The organism is Dyadobacter arcticus, from assembly GCF_011762185.1.
Classification (GTDB): domain Bacteria; phylum Bacteroidota; class Bacteroidia; order Cytophagales; family Spirosomataceae; genus Dyadobacter; species Dyadobacter arcticus.
The window spans coordinates 909503-928679 of sequence record NZ_JAASQJ010000001.1 but is presented as its reverse complement, the minus strand read 5'-3'; the positions used below and the strand labels follow the sequence as shown (position 1 = coordinate 928679).

Below are 19177 nucleotides of genomic sequence, written 5' to 3'. Positions count from 1 at the left end.
TGTATTGAATCTAATAAAGCATTCTGAAGCGGATGGTACCTTCAATTTCTTTCACTTCCTGTATAAATTCTTCAGTATAACCTTTTTCGATATCCACGATTACATAGCCGATATGTTCGTTGGTTTTGAGATACTGACCTGTGATGTTGATGTTGTTCTTCCCAAAAATATGGTTCAACTTAGCGAGTACCCCGGGCACATTGGCATGGATATGCAAAAGACGATGCGAATCTTTCAATTTCGGCAATTGTACTTCAGGGAAGTTTACGCTTCCATATGAGCTGCCATTATTCATAAATTCCAGCAATTTGGAAGGAACGAAATGCCCGATATTTTCCTGAGCTTCTTCCGTGCTGCCGCCAATGTGCGGCGTCAGGATCACATTAGGCAAGCCAAGCAACTCACTTTCAAACATTTCGTTATTGGTTTTGGGCTCCTTTGGAAAAACATCTACGCCAGCGCCCGCTACCTTTCCACTTTTAACGGCGTCGGCTAATGCGTGAATATCCACCACATGTCCGCGCGAAAGGTTCATGAAAATAACGCCGTCCTTCATCAGGTCGAACTCACGTTTGCCAATCAGATTTGTATTTTCCTTGCGACCATCCACATGCATGCTAATCACATCAGAAATCGCGAGCAGATCTTCCAGAGAATTTAACTTTCTCGCGTTTCCAATGGATAGCTTCTCAACCTCATCATAGAAGTAGACTTCCATCCCAAGCGCTTCGGCCACGACAGAAAACTGAGTTCCAATGCTGCCATATCCTACCATACCCAATTTCTTCCCTCTGATCTCGAAGCTTCCGCTGGCAGATTTATCCCAGATACCCTGATGAAGCAAGTTACTCTTACCTACAATATTCCGGATTAACAAAATCATTTCTCCCACAGCCAGTTCCACGACTGAACGGGTGTTACTATATGGTGCATTAAAAACAGCGATTCCACGTTTAGCCGCTTCGTCCAAGTCAATTTGATTAGTACCAATGCAAAAAGCACCGATTGACATCAAACGATTCGCATGATCCAGCACACGCTTCGTTATCATTGTTTTGGAACGGATACCGATGATAGAAACGTCCTTAATGCGCTCGCAAAGCTCATCCTCATCCAATGCGCCTTTTACGAATTCAACATTAAACCCTTCCCGCTGAAATGCCTTTTGGGCAGCTGGGTGTACGTTTTCAAGCAACAACACCTTAATACGGCTCTTGGGATAAGATTGGCTTCTGCTCAATTTGTTGTCGTATAAAAAATCATCGAACGAAGTAGCAACATGTTCTGCTACCGCCATGACGCGCGGACGCTCAATGTTTTCTGTAAATGCATAGAAACGGTTCGCCAATCCGGAAGCTTTCAGTTCATAATCCGTGTAGCCATCACCGATCGCATAAACGTCGCCAGGAAGATTTAAGGCAGACAGGATTTGCATCTTGCCTCCATCCATTGAAAGCACATTATCTTCGTCAATCCCAATAATATTGTCGTCCTCGTCAAACACGAATTCATTGGCATAAACATGATCTGCCAGAATGCCTAACTGCGTTGCCACAGGCACAATAAACTCCTTAAATCCACTCGAAACGATATAAATCTGATCCGCATTCTCGGTAAGGAACTGCCTGTTCCGAAGAAACGAATCCGAAATTTTCGTTTTTAAAAAGGAAATAAGGCTTTCAATGTGCGAACGATTGGCTTTAAGTAACGCGATACGCTGGCGCAGACCGTCGGCAAACGACATTTCGCCATTCATACCTTTATTGGTCAGGTCAGAAATCTTTTGCACAATCTGATCTTGTTCCGGATGACCTTTCAGCGCAATTATTGCGAGTTCATCCAGCCCTTCCACCTTGGTAAAAGTGCTGTCAAAATCAATGATAATGTATGGAGCTGGATTGAGTGTTAATATGGACATGAAGTTGAAAGTAACTGAATAATAATCGGGTAAATGTGATTAAGTGTCGTAGGTCCAGGTGTATTTGAGGTTAAACAATCGGATTACGCCAATCCAATTTTGGTGCAAAATTACAAATCTGTTTCAGATATGACGCTAACAAAATAATCTTTGGATTGATTTAATTGTCGCTCAAAAACTCCAATGCTCTTCTTTCAGACCAATAACAACCGTCAATTAACGTAGCTGGCCGAAATCCGCAATGTCCACCGTCAGGGGTGATAACAAGACTAACGTCCTCGTGATTACGAATAATCTCAAGCGGCAGACTTTCAACCGGAACGATTGGGTCATTCTTCGCGTGGATAATCAGAGTTGGAATGGATATATTCTCAACAAAATGCATGGAGCTGCATTGTTCGTAATAATCGTCAGCACTTTGGAACCCATGAATAGGCGCAGTGTAGTGATGGTCAAAATCGTAGAGTGTTCGAACGACTCCCTTATCAGCCATTTTGATGATATCGGGGAAGATGGCAGACTTTGATCTTACTTTTGGATGAAGGGACCTTAAAAACCGGTGCATATAAACACTATTCTTAGGTAGGATAATGGCAAGACTGCATGCTTTTAGGTCCATAGGTACGCTAAATACCATTGCTTTGGTTATTCTTGTGTCAATTTCACGATCTGTTTCACCCAGATATTTTAATGTAAGGTTTCCGCCCAGGCTGAATCCAATCAATTGAATTTGCAGATATCCTTTGGTCAGAGCATGCTGAATCACTAGTTCAAGATCGTCCGTCGCCCCGCTATGATAAAACCGGGCAGTGCTGTTCATTTCTCCTCCGCACCCTCGGAAGTTCCAGGCAAGGCAATCGTTTCCAGCCTGATTCATTACGCTAACCATTCCCAAAATATACTGCCTGGTACTGTTGCCTTCTAACCCGTGCGACAGGATAATCAGAGTTTCCGAAGGAGTGGATTTTGCGTAAGACCAGTCCAAATCCAGAAAATCGTCATCAGAAGTTTCAATTTTTTCGCGGTAATATTTAATACCATTGACCCTTCGGAAAAGAGCAGGATAAATGCTTTGAAAATGCCCATTTGGCAACCATTTAGGCGAAATAAGGGCTTCAGTGTGGATAATGGGCATGCCCGTGATTTTTAGAAATTATTAAGAATAAGGCTAAGGGAAGTAATTTTAATCTTGTTTTTATCTTTTTTCTACATACATTTGATTTTTAAAAAATATAAGATCAATTATAATGGCAGAAGGTACAGTTAAGTTTTTCAATGATTCCAAAGGGTTTGGATTCATTCAACCAGCAAGTGGTGAAAAAGACATTTTCGTTCACGTTTCAGGTCTTCAAGACGACATTCGTGAAAATGACAAAGTGACTTACGACGTAGAAAATGGAAGAAAAGGTCTGAATGCAGTTAACGTTCGCGTTATCTAAGTTTAGTCATAAGAAGACATTTCGAAAGCATCCTGCCCAAGCAGGATGCTTTTTTTGTGCCGTTTATTTTGCTTCTGCATTTTTTCATAAGCCTTGTAAGATTCCAGATTTGATTACTCAATCATAAAGATCTTCGGAGCGTTCCAACATTAGAATAGATGCCTGCGGAACGATCACATATTGCTGCCCATCATATTCAAGGTCAATGGCGTTGCGTTGCAGGTAAATGGCGAGATCGCCTTCTTTGGATTGCAGCGGCATGTATTTCACTTTTTCTTCCGTTTCTTTCCAGGGCTCCTCTTCCACAGCCACCGGAATGGGATATCCAGGCCCAACCTTAATTACATAACCACTTTGTACCTGTTCTCTTTCTGTAACTGTTGGAGGAAGGTATAGACCGCTATTCGTACGATCGTTTGGGCTTTTGGGACGGATTAAAACCCGGTCACCAACGACAATTAGACTTTTTAACCGGTTGTCAGATGTTACTTCGTACATTTTTATTGAAAACTTAATCTGATAAAAGAACGTGAGTTGTTCCTAAATTCTGGTAACAAAAATAAAGTGCAAATATGCACCATACTACCCCTAAAATTGAAAGTAGATAAACTGATTTTCGGTCATTACACCCAGGAAATAGGTTAGGAAAGCAGTTATTGGAAACAAAATGAAGAACAATGTTGTGTTATGGGTTGGTATTTTCTCGTAATAATGTTCCTTAATCAAAAGAAAAAAAATCAGAAAAACACAAAACCCCATCTCAATAGCATTGAATGGGGTCAGGATCTGATCTGAAAAGGAAAGGTTTGCAATACCTCTTAGAATGACAACGGAACGGCTGATGGAATTGCGAAAAAATACCCAGGCAAGTGTAACTAACGTGAAGGTTATCAATAAATTAATCGTTCTGAAAAGGACATTATCAGGAATAGAAACGTTCGCTTTTTTCAACCATTTATCTTTGAGCGCTGCTGAGATCTGATAAAGACCATGAAGCCCGCCCCAGATGACAAAACTCCAGCTTGTTCCATGCCATAATCCGCTTACCATAAACACAATCAATTGGTTACGGTATTTCATGAGCTCCCCTTTTCGGTTACCACCCAACGGAATGTACAGATAGTCCCTAAACCACGTTGATAGCGATATATGCCATCTTCCCCAAAATTCCGGGATCGATCGGGCTTCATAAGGTGAGCGAAAATTGTCCATTAATGTAAAACCCATCACCCGTGCGGCCCCGATAGCAATGTCGGAGTAGCCGGAAAAGTCGCAATAAATCTGAAAGGAATAAAAAACGGTAGCGGTCAGCAATGTTAAACCATTGTGGTCTGCTGCGGGATCATATGCATAATCCACCATCATAGAAAGCCTGTCCGCAATGACCATTTTCTTAAAAAAACCGAATGCCATTTGCATTAAACCCTGCTTCACCTGTTCAAAGTCATACTTGAAATAAGAATGAAACTGGTGAAGCATATTCTGCGGACGTTCGATCGGGCCAGCCACCAATTGGGGGTAAAACATTACATACAATGCGTAGATACCGAAGTGCCCCTCTGCTTTCTGATTGCCACGATAAACCTCAATGGTGTAACTCATGGCCTGAAATGTGTGAAATGATAAGCCAATTGGCAATAATACTTTACCCACGTCAGTCGTGATCCATTCAGCAATAAAGCCCGGGATCAGTCGGGTTAATGGAGGTACAAGCGGATGCAGATGTACGCTTGCCAGAATGCTGTTAACCGAATCCTGAAAAAAATCGTAGTATTTAAAAAAGGCAAGGATACCTATGTTTGAAATCAGGCTGACGATCAGAAGCAGCTTTTTCTGTTTCTGATCCTGTGATTTTTCGATCCAAAGCCCTGCATAATAGTCGATAATGATGGTTCCAAACAGGATCAGGATAAAGATCGGTTTGAAAACCATGTAAAAGTAACAGCTGGTTGCCAGAAGCAGTATCCAACGGCCTTTCCACGACAAGCTGAAATACGCAAGCGTGACAACGATGAAGAAAATAATGAATTGGATCGAGTTGAAAAGCATCAGATCAAATGTACTCGCGGTTGACTATTTCCTCTTTAATGATGAAAAGGGGGCGATTTTTAGATTGGAAAAATATCCGGAGCACGTATTCTCCAATAATTCCAAGAGCCAGCAATTGCACGCCGCTGAATAATATGATCACAAAAAGCAGGGAGGTAAAACCTTCGATAACCTGCGCAAAAAACATTTTTTTGACAACAACAATAATGAAATAGATCAGAGAAATCAGAATAGCCACCACGCCAATTCTGCTCATGAATTTGATCGGAAATTCACTGAAATTGAAGATGCCGTTATAGGCCAGACTAAACAATTGCTTGAAAGAATACTTGGACTCTCCTGCTACACGCGCATCACGTTCATACTCAAACCCGACTTGCTTAAACCCAATCCACGAACGCATTCCCCGCAAATAGCGGCTTTCCTCAGGCATTTTATTTAAAACATCGACGACTCTGCGGCTGATCAATGCGAAATCGCCACTGTCTAACGGTATCTCAACATACGATATGGAGCGCAGGATGCGATAAAATAAATGGTAACCCGTTCGTTTAATGACCCCCTCTTTGCGCTTTTTACGAACCGCGTACACAACGTCATTTCCATCCTTCAATAGCTTGTAAAATTCGGGTAATAGCTCGGGAGGATCCTGCAAATCGCCGTCGATCACAAATAATGCTTCCGAGCCCCGGGCGGCAGATATCCCTGCGGTTAATGCTAATTGATGGCCATGATTTCTCGACAAAAATACACCATGATAGCGTTCGTCCGTTAATGCTAATTGCCTTATCCTAAGTGCGGTATCATCTTTGCTGCCATCGTCAACGAGCACTACTTCAATCGTCAGCGGACTTGATTCCATTAAAGCATTGATGCGCTGAACCAATAAAGGAAACGACTCGGATTCATTATAAAGTGGTGCGACAATTGATATCTGAGGGGTTTTCAATATACTACGGTTTTCGATTGTACCTGTGGCGGCAAAAATACACCTTTCGGTTCATTATAGAAACACTCAATTATCCATAGGTACGGTGACTTTCCTGAGAATTCCACCTTCTACTTTACCATCCAATGCATTCATAACCCCAAGATCATATGTCCCCGGCAATAAGGATAAATAGGGTATCAACACATCAGAACCTTTGTCGTACTGGCGAAAAATATTTCTCCCGGAATATTTGAAAGGTTCCAATTTGAAGAGATAAAGCCGTTCCTGGTTTCTCACAAACACGCATTGAATGTTGTCTTTTGCATAAGACAAACTTCTATTGTCGGCTTTGACATAATAAACGGAGTCACGGTCTTCTACCCTAAATTCCTTTGAGCCAGAAATGTCTGTTTGTAACAATGCAGCCATACTTGCGAGTTGTTCGCCTATGGGAGGATATCGATAAATACCTCGCCTGACCATATCTTTCATCAGGATGTCGACATAAGCAGCGCTTTCAGAATAGGGAACATGGCCTAATCCATAACCATTGAATTCCTGGTTATAGCCGTTGACAGTGTAGTATTTCTGCCGTTCGGAAATAACCGGCAAGTAGCTGTACATGGAGATACCCCAAATTAATATACTTGTTACTACCGATATTCTGAATCCAAGTTTGCGTACATTATCCCGGGTTGCCGAACTGATGAAAGCGAGATATGCGATGGTTAGAAAAAGTGCAGGATAAATTTTGTAATTGCTTACAATCATCACAAAAAACCCAAATCTTGTTCTTAAAAGACCGATAACAAGCGCGTCAACAAGCAAGAACGTAAGAATGCCTACCAAAAAAACCCTGAACGTTTTGACTTCCAAAGAGCCTTCCGATTGCTGCTGAGACCACTTTGGAGATTGTTTGGGCCAATTTAATGTGTATTTTAACCAAGGCATAATTTGTCGCACAAGCCAAATTACAACCCATATCATCACCAGAAATCCCATGATTACTGGCAGGACAGATCTTACCAAAATCGGTTTTTCAGGGAAGAAATCGAACAGACCTCCCAGAAAAGCAAAAAAGCCGAGCACGGGCAAATGTGGATTTTGGATAAGGAATGTCACACTGGATTCATTTCCCTGTGCGGACAATCCGTAAAAGTAGAAGCCAACCGCAAAAACTGCGGCCACACACCAGACTATCAATTGCTTATAATGCGAGCCAATTAAAAGTACAACAATCCCAGCCGGCCAGACGAAAATACCGCTGCTCATGGCATAAGTCGCACAAACACCGGCTAAAGCTGCCCACCCAAAGCGGTTTCTTGCTAATAAAAACATAGAAAGGGTAGCAAAAAACACTACCGGCGGATGTTGCAAACCGCATATCGCCCAAAGAAAAGCCAAATGAAATTGCAATTGAAACAGCAGGAACGGCACAGGCAAAAAATACCACCAGCTTAACCTGCTCTTTTCGAAAGCCCGCCAGAATAAAATCAATGTCCCCAGCGTAAAAATGCCTCCCGCGATATGCAGGAAAGTGAAATTAAGTTGTCCGGTAGTCCAATAGTAAATCAGCGTAACCAGCTTTCCGACAACCATGCGATGCTCGTTATTAGGCTGAAATAACAGATGCATCCGATTCGAAAGATCCGTATCTATCATCCATTTGTGCAGAAAATCAGGAAAGGGATCGAAATCGTCGTACCAGGGAAGGTTGACGGAATAATAAAAAATGACAAATACCCAGATCAGAATGGGCATGAACATGAAGAGAATGGGTAAAACCTTGCTATTTCTGTTCACCTTCCGTCTTTTTCATATAAATGGCCTTCTTACCATAATAACCGGCCAGGCATCTATTCCACCAGTGATTAGGGTTAGCCTTGATGTCGTCATCTACAAAAATCGACAACGGCTTGGATTGAATCAGAGGCAGGTATACGATGTCCTCTTTGGAATTACGAAGCATTGCGTAGCGCTCAAACATTTCCTTATCAAATGCAGCTGCTTTACCTCTCAATAAGTCCGAAAATATCAGCCGGATGTTAGGGCTTCTCCAAAATGAGAGCACGATAGATACCACCAGGATGGCATATAACGCGCCGTAACGCACCACCGTAAAATGGAAATAATCGATTTTTCTTTTTTTCAAATAATGAAAAACAACTCCGATTACATAAAACCAGCCAATCAGGAAGAAAAAATAAACACAATTTATGATTCGGGGCGACGGGTCAATGCCAACGCCATAATAGTTTGGAAATAATTGAGCGGCCAGTATGCCGATAAATAACAGCACTGCATACCAAACAGGTATTGAAAAGTAATTTCTGGCACCATTGGACAACCTGGAAAGAACCACCAGCCATGCCACTGAAAAGAAAATTAGTGGTGTCCTGAAAACCCAGTCATATACCAGGTACGCCAATTTCTTGAAAGATGAAATAACCGAAAATGGTATGTTACCACCCAGCGGATTGCCGCCAATGCGGGCGCTATTTCCAGGTGCACTGAAATAGAAATAGCAGGAAACCAGGGATACCAATAACATGGCAATCATAAAACCGTCTACGGTTCTGAAATAAATCAGCCGATAAACCCACCAGGCAGCGATCAATAACATGATCGTCAAAAGCGTAGCTTCACCGCTTCCGATCACCGCAAAAACCAGAAATCCTGATAACGAACCCAGCAGGATTTTAGCAGGCTGCGTGTCTTGCCGGTACCAGCGCAAGACCAGTACAATCCAGAACAGGGTAAAAATACTGGGGATGGTGAAGGTGACGAATGAAGCCATCCAATAGAATGCTTCCGCCATACTCGGCATTTTCAATACATATAAAAAGAAAACAACCCCGGCGAAGCCAATATGCGCCATTCGCGACAAGGTGGGCGTTAAATGCCGAAATAGACTGTAAAGCGAAAATATGACTGCAAGCAATAATAAGACTGGCAGCACCTTAAATCCAGTAATGGAGTGGAACAACAGCGGGTTGCTGTGATTCAGAAATATACCGAAATACCTGCCTGTCCACCCTGAGTAATAATAATTCATCGCTTCGAGCCACCCAAATCTGAACACCGTATCAATGTAGCAGTAATCGTCGGCCGGAGATGGATGATTGTAATAAGAAAGCGCAAGCATTGGGAGCAGCACGGTGATCATAAGAAATATGTTGATCCAGTTGCCGACAGCCCTGTATTTTCTATAAAATCTATTCATTGACAATTTTTTCAATTATGTATCGGGGCCGTCCTTTTACTTCTTCATAGATTTTACCAATGTATTCCCCGATCAGGCCCAGTGCCATCATGTTGGAGCCACTGAAAAACGTGAGCGGCAGCATAGTAGATGTCCAGCCGGGAACGGTAAATCCAACCAGATAAGAAAATAGGATATAAACCACGATGGCCATGGCGATAATAAAATTGATAAGACCGAAGTAAAGTACCAGGCGCATTGGAAAGGTTGAAAATGAGGTGATCCCGTTCCATGCGAAAAGCAGCATTTTGTTAAGGGGATATTTGGTTTCACCCGCCTCGCGCTCTAATCTGTTGTAAAAGACCTTATCATTTCGAAAACCAACAAGAGGGACAATACCCCTCAGAAACATATTGACCTCTCTAAAATTCCCCAATTCCTGCAAAACCCTGCGATCCATTAACCTGAAATCGGCATGGTTGAACACCACCGGTACGCCCATTTTTTGCATCAAAATATAGAATTTCTCTGCTGTAAAGCGCTTAAACCAGCTATCAGAACTTCTGTCGCTCCGGACGCCGTAAACTACCATTGCGCCTTCCCTGTGTTTTTCAATCATTCCTGTGATCGCATTGATATCGTCCTGCAAATCGGCATCGATGGTGATAAAGCAATCAAACTGGTCAACATGCTTTTCCAATCCCGCAATGATAGCGCTTTGGTGGCCGAAGTTTCTGGAAAGGCCAATACCGATGACGTTCGGGTCTTGTTCGCAAAGGTCTTCAATGATATTCCAGGTGCGGTCCCGACTTCCATCATTCACAAAACAAATACGGCTGTCTTCTGAAATAAGGCCTAGTTGTTTGATGTCAGTGAAGTAAATGTTTAGTTTAGAATACGTCAGATACAATATTGCTTCTTCATTGTAGCAGGGTATTACTAAAAGTAAACGTGCTGGATTCATATACCTCCTGTTGATTGAATCGACAAAAATAGCAGTAATAAGTTAATATGCGCCCTCCTCACATTTTGGCTTTGCACAATATGACCAAATTCTCTCAATCAGCTACTTCCGGTTTTTTACCATTCAAAACAGTGTTCACCAAGATCGGATACAAGAGCACAGCCAGCAAAATGAGCAATGTTCCCAGGTAAAACTCCTCCGTCATGCGTTCCTTTTCACCCAGAAAGAAAAATGCCAATGCGATTCCGTAAACAGGTTCGAGATTGATTGTGAGGTTGATAAGGTAAGCTGAAAACTGCTTCATAAGCTGTGTAGCCATGGTACTGGCATAAACGGTACAGATCAGTGCAAGAAACAGTATCCATATCCAATCATTACCTGACGGAATAAATGGAGCCCCGCCTGCCTGTGCGGTGCCAGTCCAATTCTGCCATTTGGAAATGGCCAGAAAAACAAGGGAAAAGAATGTGGCACCGATCATTTCATAAAAAGTAATGACATAAGCATCGATCCGCTGGACCAGCCTGCTGTTCGCAACGGTAAAGCATGCAGCCAGAAGAGCAGAAAATAAAGCCAGCATCAGCCCTAATGCATGATCAAATTCAAATCGGAAAACGACATATAGCCCTGCAAAAGCCAGAATACCCAGCCCGACCTCCAAGGGTCTCACCTTTCTTTTGTTGACAATAGGTTCAATCAAACTAGTCCATAATGAAGTAGTAGCCATTCCCGCCAGACAAACCGAGGCGGTAGAAACCCTTGCTGAAGCAAAAAATAACATCCAATGTGCGGAAAGGATAAACCCAACCACCAGCATCCTGAAAAGATCGGTAGGGTTAGTTTTGAAAGATTTTTGTCTGACTGCAATGATCGCACCCAGCCCAATGGCGGCAAATAAGGTACGGTACAAAACCAATGAAACCGGTGATATGGAAACGAGGAGCCCTACGATGGCTGTAAAACCCCAAATTAATACCAGAAAATGCAAATGCAGGTAAGATCGCAGTGCTTTGGATGAAAACATATTTTATCGGGGCAATGTTTTATACAAGACCACGCCGATCAGCGAAAAGACGATGTTAGGCAGCCAAACCGCAAATAATGTGTTAATTGTTCCGGCTTCTGCGACGCCTTTTGATAAAAGAAAAAAGAGGATGTAAATGAATGCGAGCATAAATCCCAGCGCAATCTGCCAGCCCACACCTCTCCTGCTTTTCCGCGCCGAAACGATCACTCCGATGGCTGTTAAGATCAAAATCGCAAAAGGTTGTGTAAAACGGATATATTTCTCGATCAGATAAACTTCCAGCCCGTCCGCGCCACGACTTTTCAGCAGGTCAATGTATGCGTTGAGTTCCGGCAGGGTAAAGGTTTCAAAAAGATTGTAGTCGCTTTCAAAATCTTTGGGGGATAAATTAATGGTCGTGTCAATTTCGGCACCGTGGCTCAACCTTTCGCCCAGGCTATCCAACGTCCGGATCTGGTAATTTTGTAAAGTCCATTTGCCTTTTGCAGGTTTCCAAATGATTTTGTCCGCATAAAATTTTTGCAGAAGCCGCGTTCCCTTAATCGTTTCCATCGTAAACTTATTGCCCGTTTTGGAAGTGGTGTTATAGCTTTCAAGGTAGGCGTACACATTGGGTGCAATGGTAATGTGCACATTATGCCCGCTGAAGTAGAACTCCTGCTTGACATACGTTTTTTCGAAGTTGTTTCTGATTTTATTGGCCTTTGGCAAAACCCACCCTACCTGCACAAAAGTGACCGCTCCCAGAATTGCAGCTCCTACCATATAAGGAAGCAGCATCCTCCCAAAACTGATCCCGCTGCTCAGGATGGCAATGATTTCTGTACGCGCAGCAATTCGTGATGTGAAAAATACGGTAGCGATGAAAACCATCAGCGGACTGATGTAATTGATCCAATAAGGAATCAGATTAAGGTAATAGTCAATGAGGATTTCGTTGATCGGTGCTTTTTTATCCAAAAAGTCATCCACTTTTTCAGTGTAATCAATCATGCAGATAATCAGCACAATCACAAAAGCAACGAAGACGTAAGTAATGAGGAAATTTTTGATCAGATAACGATCGAGTATTTTAAGTCTCATAGCTGGTTTTATCTCATCTACGCTGTACTAATAAATTTTTAGATACCTCGAGACTGATAAACAACGTCTGCCCGCCATTTATTTGTACAGAAGCGGATTTGTCATATTCATTAATTTCTACCACCTCGATCAGCGACCCCAGCGTAATCCCGGATCGATCGAGATGCTGCAAAAATGAAGGCGCGTGATCCAAAACACCCATCATTCTAACCTTTTCGCCGAGCTGAACATCTGTCAGTACCAAGTAGTCAGGCTCCGTAAGATTGCCTTTTGCATCCGGGATCGGGTCACCATGCGGGTCGAAACGGGGATGTCCCAGGAAGGTATCCAGCTTTTCAACCAGAATTTCAGATGGGATATGTTCCAATTCTTCCGCAATGTCGTGTACTTCATCCCAGCCAAAACCCAGCTTTTCAACCAAAAACACTTCCCATAACCTGTGTTTGCGAATTACTTTAATCGCTACTTTTTCGCCAAGCTCAGTTAATGTTACCCCCTGGTATTTTTTATAGTTAATCAAACCCTTATCTGCCAACTTCCGCAGCATATCAGTAACAGAGGCTGCACGTGTAGCGGTGCCCTCTGCCAGTGCATTGGTACTTACTTCCGCTCCGTCACGGCCGGACAGGGAATGAATTATTTTGAGATAATTTTCTTCTGTGAAGGAATTCTGCATTTATGGAGCAGCGTTGGCATGATATCTGAACAGAAGCAAAAGTACAATTTGAAAACGGTAATAATAAAATTTAGGCGAGTCTAAAATTTATTTAAGAATTTCCTTATCTTTGATTTCAGTAGGTAAAATTGTTTATTTCGAATCATATTACAATGTTGGAAGGGTTAAAATTAAAAGGGTCATCTGATAAAAAAATCCCAGATCAAACTGATCGTCTCGCTTCACTTTCCGAAGTTCATTCCTCCATTTCAGTCCCTGAAGGCGCAGGTTTTTGGAAAAAATTAATGGCATTTGCCGGCCCCGGGCTCATGGTTTCGGTGGGTTATATTGACCCAGGCAACTGGGCAACGGATATCGAAGGTGGCTCCCGTTTCGGCTATACATTGCTTTCAGTAATTCTGATATCGAATCTTTTCGCCATGTTACTCCAGCACCTTTCGCTGAAACTGGGCATTGCATCTGGCAGGGACCTGGCGCAAGCCTGCCGCGATTACTATTCCAGGCCGGTATCTTTTGTTCTTTGGGTACTTTCGGAAATCGCCATTGCTGCAACTGATCTCGCAGAAGTGATTGGCTCGGCCATCGCACTTAATCTATTATTTGGTATACCACTGCCTATTGGCGTTTTGTTTACTGCTTTTGATGTACTGATCGTCCTATATTTTCAACAAAAAGGTTTCCGTATAATTGAAAGCATTGTCGCCGGGCTGATGGGCATCATTTTGCTCAGCTTTATTTACGAAATGATCGTTTCGCAGCCGTCTGTTTCTGGAATGATAGGCGGATTACTCCCAAAAACCGAAATCATTACCAATCCAGGCATGCTTTACATTGCCATCGGGATTTTAGGCGCGACTGTGATGCCGCATAACCTGTACCTACATTCCAGTATCGTTCAGACAAGGGCCTTCAAACGCGATAATGAAGGGAAAAAATCAGCCATCAAGTTTGCCACGATCGACTCCACTTTTTCGCTGGCCTTGGCTTTTTTTATTAATGCGTCCATATTAATATTAGCAGCTACCGCTTTTCATGCCAACGGGCATTTCGAAATCGCCGACATTACCGATGCTTATCATTTATTGGATCCGGTATTAGGAGTAAGTTTTGCAGGGGTTTTCTTCGCGCTGGCTTTACTGGCATCCGGCCAGAGTTCGACGCTCACAGGCACATTGGCCGGCCAGATCGTCATGGAAGGTTTTCTCAACATCCGCCTGAAACCCTGGCTGCGGCGTTTGATCACACGGAGCATTGCGATTATTCCTGCGCTGATCGTATCCTCTCTTTATGGAGAAAAAGGCACTGCTGATCTACTGGTTTTCAGCCAGGTAATTCTCTCTTTGCAGCTAAGCTTCGCGGTGGTCCCATTGGTACTGTTTACTTCAAATAGCAAAATCATGGGTAGCTTTGCCAATACAAAATGGGTAACTGCATTGAGCTGGATCATTACCCTAACCATCATCAGCCTCAACGGATATCTGCTTTTCAACACTTTTACAGGTTAGACGCCACTTATCCAAATTAAATTTTCCTGCGACCGGCGCTACTTTGCAAGCGGTTTCCTAACTTTCGCCGTTTTTTAAAAGGGTGAATGGAATCGAAGCATAAAATTGATAAGGTAACAGCCGCTGGGGTCCTGGTTGCTTTTGGTATAATATATGGGGATATCGGTACGTCCCCCCTGTATGTAATGCAGGCGATTATCCTGAATGAAAGGATTACAGAGGAAATTATCTACGGGTCCATATCCTGCATTTTCTGGACGCTCACGCTTCAAACCACAGTTAAATACGTAATCCTGATCCTCAGGGCTGACAACCGCGGCGAGGGTGGGATTTTTGCTCTTTATGCGCTCGTGAGAAAGCACGCCAAATGGCTTACCGTTCCTGCGATCATAGGGGGCAGTACCCTTTTGGCGGACGTAATCATCACCCCACCGATTTCTGTATCCTCCGCGGTTGAAGGTTTACAGCTCCTTTACCCGAACATTCAGACGATTCCCATTGTCCTAGGTATCCTCACGCTCATCTTTATCATTCAGGCTTTCGGTACTAAAGTGGTAGGCCGGGCCTTTGGGCCGCTTATGGTAACCTGGTTCGTCATGTTGGGCGTTCTTGGTTTATATCAGATCATGGAACATCCGGAAATCCTGAAAGCGATTAATCCCATGTATGGCTATGACCTGATTACCAAACACCCTGGTGGATTCTGGATATTGGGTGCGGTCTTCCTGTGTACGACGGGTGCCGAAGCTTTATATTCTGACCTTGGCCATTGTGGCCGGGAGAATATTCGTGTCAGCTGGGTTTTTGTCAAAACATGTTTACTGCTTAACTATTTTGGGCAGGGTGCCTGGCTGATCACAGAAATGGGAAACCTGCTGTCTGCGCGTAAACCATTTTACGAAATTATGCCGGAATGGTGGCTTCTACCCGGAATTGTCATTGCGACCTTAGCTGCCATTATTGCCAGCCAGGCAGTGATAAGTGGCTCATTTACTTTAATTTCCGAGGCAATCCGATTGAACTTCTGGCCAAAAGTGCGGCTGGTTTACCCTAGCGACCAGAAAGGGCAGTTATACGTCCCCAGCGTCAATTGGCTTTTATGGATGGGATGTTCGGCCGTCGTTCTTTATTTTGGCAAATCTTCTAATATGGAAGCGGCTTATGGGCTGGCTATTACGCTAACCATGATCATGACCACGATTTTGTTTTCATATTATCTCTATGTCAAAAGGGTCAATTTATGGATTGTGATTGTCTTCATGCTGCTTTACCTGTTCATAGAGGGTTTGTTTCTCGGGGCCAATCTTCTGAAATTTACGCATGGAGGCTGGGTTACTATGGTGATAGGCTCATTAATGGCAGGATTAATGACGGTCTGGCTCAAAGCATTTTACATCAAACTTAGGCTGACGGAATATACCAAACTCGAAAAATACCTTCCTGCATTGCACGAATTGAGCCGGGATATCAGTATCCCAAAATACACGACGCACCTGGTTTTTATGACCAATGCTTCGCGGGCTTCCGAAATTGAAACAAAAGTTATATACTCCATTTTCCAGAAGCGTCCCAAACGTGCGGATGTATATTGGTTTGTCCATGTGGACATTACCGACGATCCGTACACGATGGAATACAAGGTGTTGTCGGACGATGATAATGACGATAATGTAATTAAAATCAACTTTCGCCTGGGTTTCAGGGTGGACCAGCGGATCAATATGTTTTTCAGAAAAGTGGTGGAGGATATGGTCTTGAATAAGGAAGTGGACATTACCAGCCGCTATGAGTCACTTAGTAAGCAAAATATCACCGGCGACTTCCGTTTTGTGGTTTTGGAACGGTTCCTTTCTTTTGAAAATGACCTGCCACTCATAGAGCAGCTGGTTATGAAAACTTACTTTTTCGTAAAAGATTTCACTACGCCAGAAGATAAATGGTTTGGTCTGGACAGTAGTTCCGTCAAAGTCGAAAAAGTACCATTGATCATCCGCCCGGTTGAGAATATTAAGCTGCGTCGGGTTTTCACCTAGGTATCAGCGGCAATTTAAATATTACGATTAAAAAGGATCAGGAATACTAAGTAACATTAGCTGTTTTTGATCCTTTTCCATTTCCAAAACTTACGTTAATTAGCTCTGTCCAATGAAATCAGCGTTTCGCATTTCCTTTCTTCTTGCCGTACTAATATTTTCAAATGATTTTCTTTTTGCCCAAAATGCTGTGATCATTCCAATAGAAACGAAGGACAATGCACTCATCCTGCAAGCAGATAAGGAGGGACATTTGGGCATTACCTATTTTGGCAAGAAACTCGGGTCTCAGTCTGAATATCAACTGATTGCTTCCCAGAGCAGGCAGCGGGATGGGAATGCGGGCATTTATAACTCTGCCTACACGCCGGCAGGTTCGTGGAATGTTTCAGAACCCGCATTGCAGATTACGCATCACGATGGAAACAAGTCGCTGGATCTCATTTATGTAAGCCACAAAACCGCAAAGGAAAACGATCATGTTTCCCTCACCAGCATTGTCCTCAAAGATCCTGTTTATGCGGTTGAAGTGACTTTGAATTACAAAACATACTTTAAAGAAAACGTAACGGAGCAATGGAGCGTCATTAAAAGCGCTGAGAAAGCCGGGATAATGCTTGAAAAATACGCAAGTGCCAATCTCTATTTCATTGCAAAGGATTATTTCCTTACCCATTACAATGGTACCTGGGCCAAAGAAATGAACCCGGAGCAGGAACAACTTACCGCCGGGATCCGAGTGCTGGACTCCAAACTTGGCACCAGGGCAAATCTCTTCCAGCCACCGAGTTTTATGCTCTCCTTTGACAAACCCGCCACTGAAACAGAAGGCAAAGTTTTGCTGGGCACGTTAGCCTGGTCGGGGAATTTCAGGATGGATTTTGAAGTGGATTCTTATCATAATCTACGTCTTATCGCGGGGATCAACAATTATGCTTCCGAGTATCCATTGGCCTCCAATCAGGAATTCAAGACACCTTCATTCATTTATACATTTTCCGAAAATGGAAAGGGAGAAGCCAGTCGCAACCTGCATAACTGGGCCCGCAAGTACCGAATCCTGGACGGTGAAGGTTCGCGGCTTACATTGCTGAATAACTGGGAAGCCACTTATTTTGATTTTAATGAAGAAAAACTTTCGGGATTATTTAAAGATGGCAAGAAGCTAGGGGTAGATCTGTTCCTGTTGGACGATGGCTGGTTTGCCAATAAATATCCAAGAAACAATGACCGCGCAGGACTAGGTGACTGGAAGGAAAATGTAAAAAAACTGCCAAACGGCATTGGTTATCTGGTGAAAGAGGCGAAGGCTGCTGGTATTAAATTCGGGATTTGGGTGGAGCCAGAAATGGTAAATCCAAAAAGTGAATTATACGAGAAGCATCCGGATTGGGTGATCAAGCAGCCGCAAAGGCCGGAGCATTATATGCGGAACCAGTTGCCGCTGGATCTTTCCAATCCCGAAGTCCAAAACTTTGTTTATGGAATTCTGGACAAGCTTTTTACGGAAAATCCCGAAATCGCTTACATCAAATGGGACTGCAATGCGATCACATTCAATGCATATTCTGCATATCTCGAAAAAAGCAAACAAAAGCAATCGCAGCTTTATTTAGATTATGTGAAAGGCTTGTATAAAGTTCTGGAAAAGCTGCGGGCCAAATATCCAAAAGTGCCCATGATGCTATGCTCCGGAGGCGGCGGTCGTGTGGATTACGAAGCGTTAAAATACTTCACCGAGTTCTGGCCCAGCGATAACACGGATCCCCTCGAACGCATTTTCATGCAATGGGAATATTCCTATTTCTATCCAGCCATCACCCACAGCGCACATGTTACCGATTGGGGCAAGCAGCCATTAAAGTTCAGGACTGACGTGGCGATGATGGGGAAGCTTGGTTACGACATTGTGGTAAGCCACTTGAATGAAAAGGACCTCCAATTCAGTCAGCAGGCGGTTGCTACCTATGATGCGATTAAAGATGTGGTCTGGCACGGAGATCTTTACCGGCTAGTAGATCCGAAAGAAAATGATTTCGCATCGCTCCTATTTTCCACTAAAAATAAGGATAGGGCCATCCTTTTCTCCTATATGACGGGAAATCGCAATGGAGCAGGTTCGGACACGCCATTCAGATTACAAGGCCTGGATCCTGCCAAAAAATACAAGGTGAAAGAGCTGAATTTGTATCCGGAAACTAAAACCAGCATTAAAGAGGACCAGGTTTATTCAGGCGAATTCCTGATGACTGTTGGCTTTAATCCCGCAGTGAGCGCAAGAAGGGCTAGTGTGATTGTAGAGATTTCCGATGCACATTAATGCAATGGGAGATATTATGCTTGTTTGGTT

General features: G+C 43.2%; 15 protein-coding genes. 4 read left to right on the top strand and 11 right to left on the bottom strand.

The annotated features are described in order from the left end of the window. Window positions 1–10: 10 nt before the first annotated feature. Window positions 11–1918, bottom strand: coding sequence for a phosphoglycerate dehydrogenase (gene serA, locus FHS68_RS03985; protein WP_167267420.1), 1908 nt, complete (start codon window positions 1916–1918; stop codon window positions 11–13). Between the two features lie 160 nt (window positions 1919–2078). Beyond that, complete coding sequence (locus tag FHS68_RS03980) at window positions 2079–3053, bottom strand: YheT family hydrolase (RefSeq protein WP_167267418.1); 975 nt, start codon at window positions 3051–3053, stop codon at window positions 2079–2081. Window positions 3054–3165: 112 nt separating this feature from the next. Between FHS68_RS03980 and FHS68_RS03975 the strand changes: the two genes are divergently transcribed. Then, the gene (locus FHS68_RS03975) at window positions 3166–3357 is read left to right on the top strand and encodes a cold-shock protein (protein ID WP_167267416.1); all 192 of its coding nucleotides are present in this window, start codon (window positions 3166–3168) and stop codon (window positions 3355–3357) included. Between the two features lie 117 nt (window positions 3358–3474). Here FHS68_RS03975 and FHS68_RS03970 read toward each other — a convergent pair whose 3' ends face one another. From FHS68_RS03970 to FHS68_RS03930, 9 genes are all read right to left on the bottom strand, one after another. Next, window positions 3475–3855, bottom strand: coding sequence for a co-chaperone GroES (locus tag FHS68_RS03970; RefSeq protein ID WP_167267414.1), 381 nt, complete (start codon window positions 3853–3855; stop codon window positions 3475–3477). 90 nt (window positions 3856–3945) lie between these two features. Continuing rightward, the gene (locus tag FHS68_RS03965) at window positions 3946–5406 is read right to left on the bottom strand and encodes an MBOAT family O-acyltransferase (protein ID WP_167267412.1); all 1461 of its coding nucleotides are present in this window, start codon (window positions 5404–5406) and stop codon (window positions 3946–3948) included. Window positions 5407–5410: 4 nt separating this feature from the next. Then, a complete protein-coding gene (locus FHS68_RS03960; RefSeq protein ID WP_167267410.1) occupies window positions 5411–6355 on the bottom strand; it encodes a glycosyltransferase family 2 protein in 945 nt (314 codons plus the stop codon). A 66-nt stretch (window positions 6356–6421) separates the two neighbouring features. Then, entirely contained in the window at window positions 6422–8104 is a 1683-nt protein-coding gene (locus FHS68_RS03955) for a hypothetical protein (protein WP_167267408.1), read from the bottom strand. A 22-nt stretch (window positions 8105–8126) separates the two neighbouring features. Beyond that, window positions 8127–9560 (bottom strand): DUF6056 family protein, encoded by a 1434-nt coding sequence (locus tag FHS68_RS03950; RefSeq protein WP_167267406.1) that lies wholly within the window; start codon window positions 9558–9560, stop codon window positions 8127–8129. After that, a complete protein-coding gene (locus FHS68_RS03945; RefSeq protein WP_167267404.1) occupies window positions 9553–10503 on the bottom strand; it encodes a glycosyltransferase family 2 protein in 951 nt (316 codons plus the stop codon). Before FHS68_RS03945 ends, FHS68_RS03950 begins: the two co-directional genes overlap by 8 nt. Before the next feature lie 94 nt (window positions 10504–10597). Beyond that, complete coding sequence (locus FHS68_RS03940; RefSeq protein WP_167267402.1) at window positions 10598–11527, bottom strand: DMT family transporter; 930 nt, start codon at window positions 11525–11527, stop codon at window positions 10598–10600. 3 nt (window positions 11528–11530) lie between these two features. Further along, complete coding sequence (locus tag FHS68_RS03935) at window positions 11531–12613, bottom strand: LptF/LptG family permease (RefSeq protein ID WP_167267400.1); 1083 nt, start codon at window positions 12611–12613, stop codon at window positions 11531–11533. 13 nt (window positions 12614–12626) lie between these two features. Then, the gene (locus FHS68_RS03930) at window positions 12627–13289 is read right to left on the bottom strand and encodes a metal-dependent transcriptional regulator (protein WP_167267398.1); all 663 of its coding nucleotides are present in this window, start codon (window positions 13287–13289) and stop codon (window positions 12627–12629) included. A gap of 152 nt (window positions 13290–13441) precedes the next feature. On the opposite strand from FHS68_RS03930, the gene FHS68_RS03925 reads away from it, so the two are divergent. From FHS68_RS03925 to FHS68_RS03915, 3 genes are all read left to right on the top strand, one after another. Continuing rightward, the gene (locus FHS68_RS03925) at window positions 13442–14794 is read left to right on the top strand and encodes an Nramp family divalent metal transporter (protein WP_167267396.1); all 1353 of its coding nucleotides are present in this window, start codon (window positions 13442–13444) and stop codon (window positions 14792–14794) included. 86 nt (window positions 14795–14880) lie between these two features. After that, on the top strand, window positions 14881–16827 hold the full coding sequence (locus FHS68_RS03920; protein WP_167267394.1) for a KUP/HAK/KT family potassium transporter: 1947 nt from the start codon (window positions 14881–14883) through the stop codon (window positions 16825–16827). A 112-nt stretch (window positions 16828–16939) separates the two neighbouring features. Then, the gene (locus FHS68_RS03915; protein ID WP_167267392.1) at window positions 16940–19147 is read left to right on the top strand and encodes an alpha-galactosidase; all 2208 of its coding nucleotides are present in this window, start codon (window positions 16940–16942) and stop codon (window positions 19145–19147) included. Window positions 19148–19177: the final 30 nt, after the last annotated feature.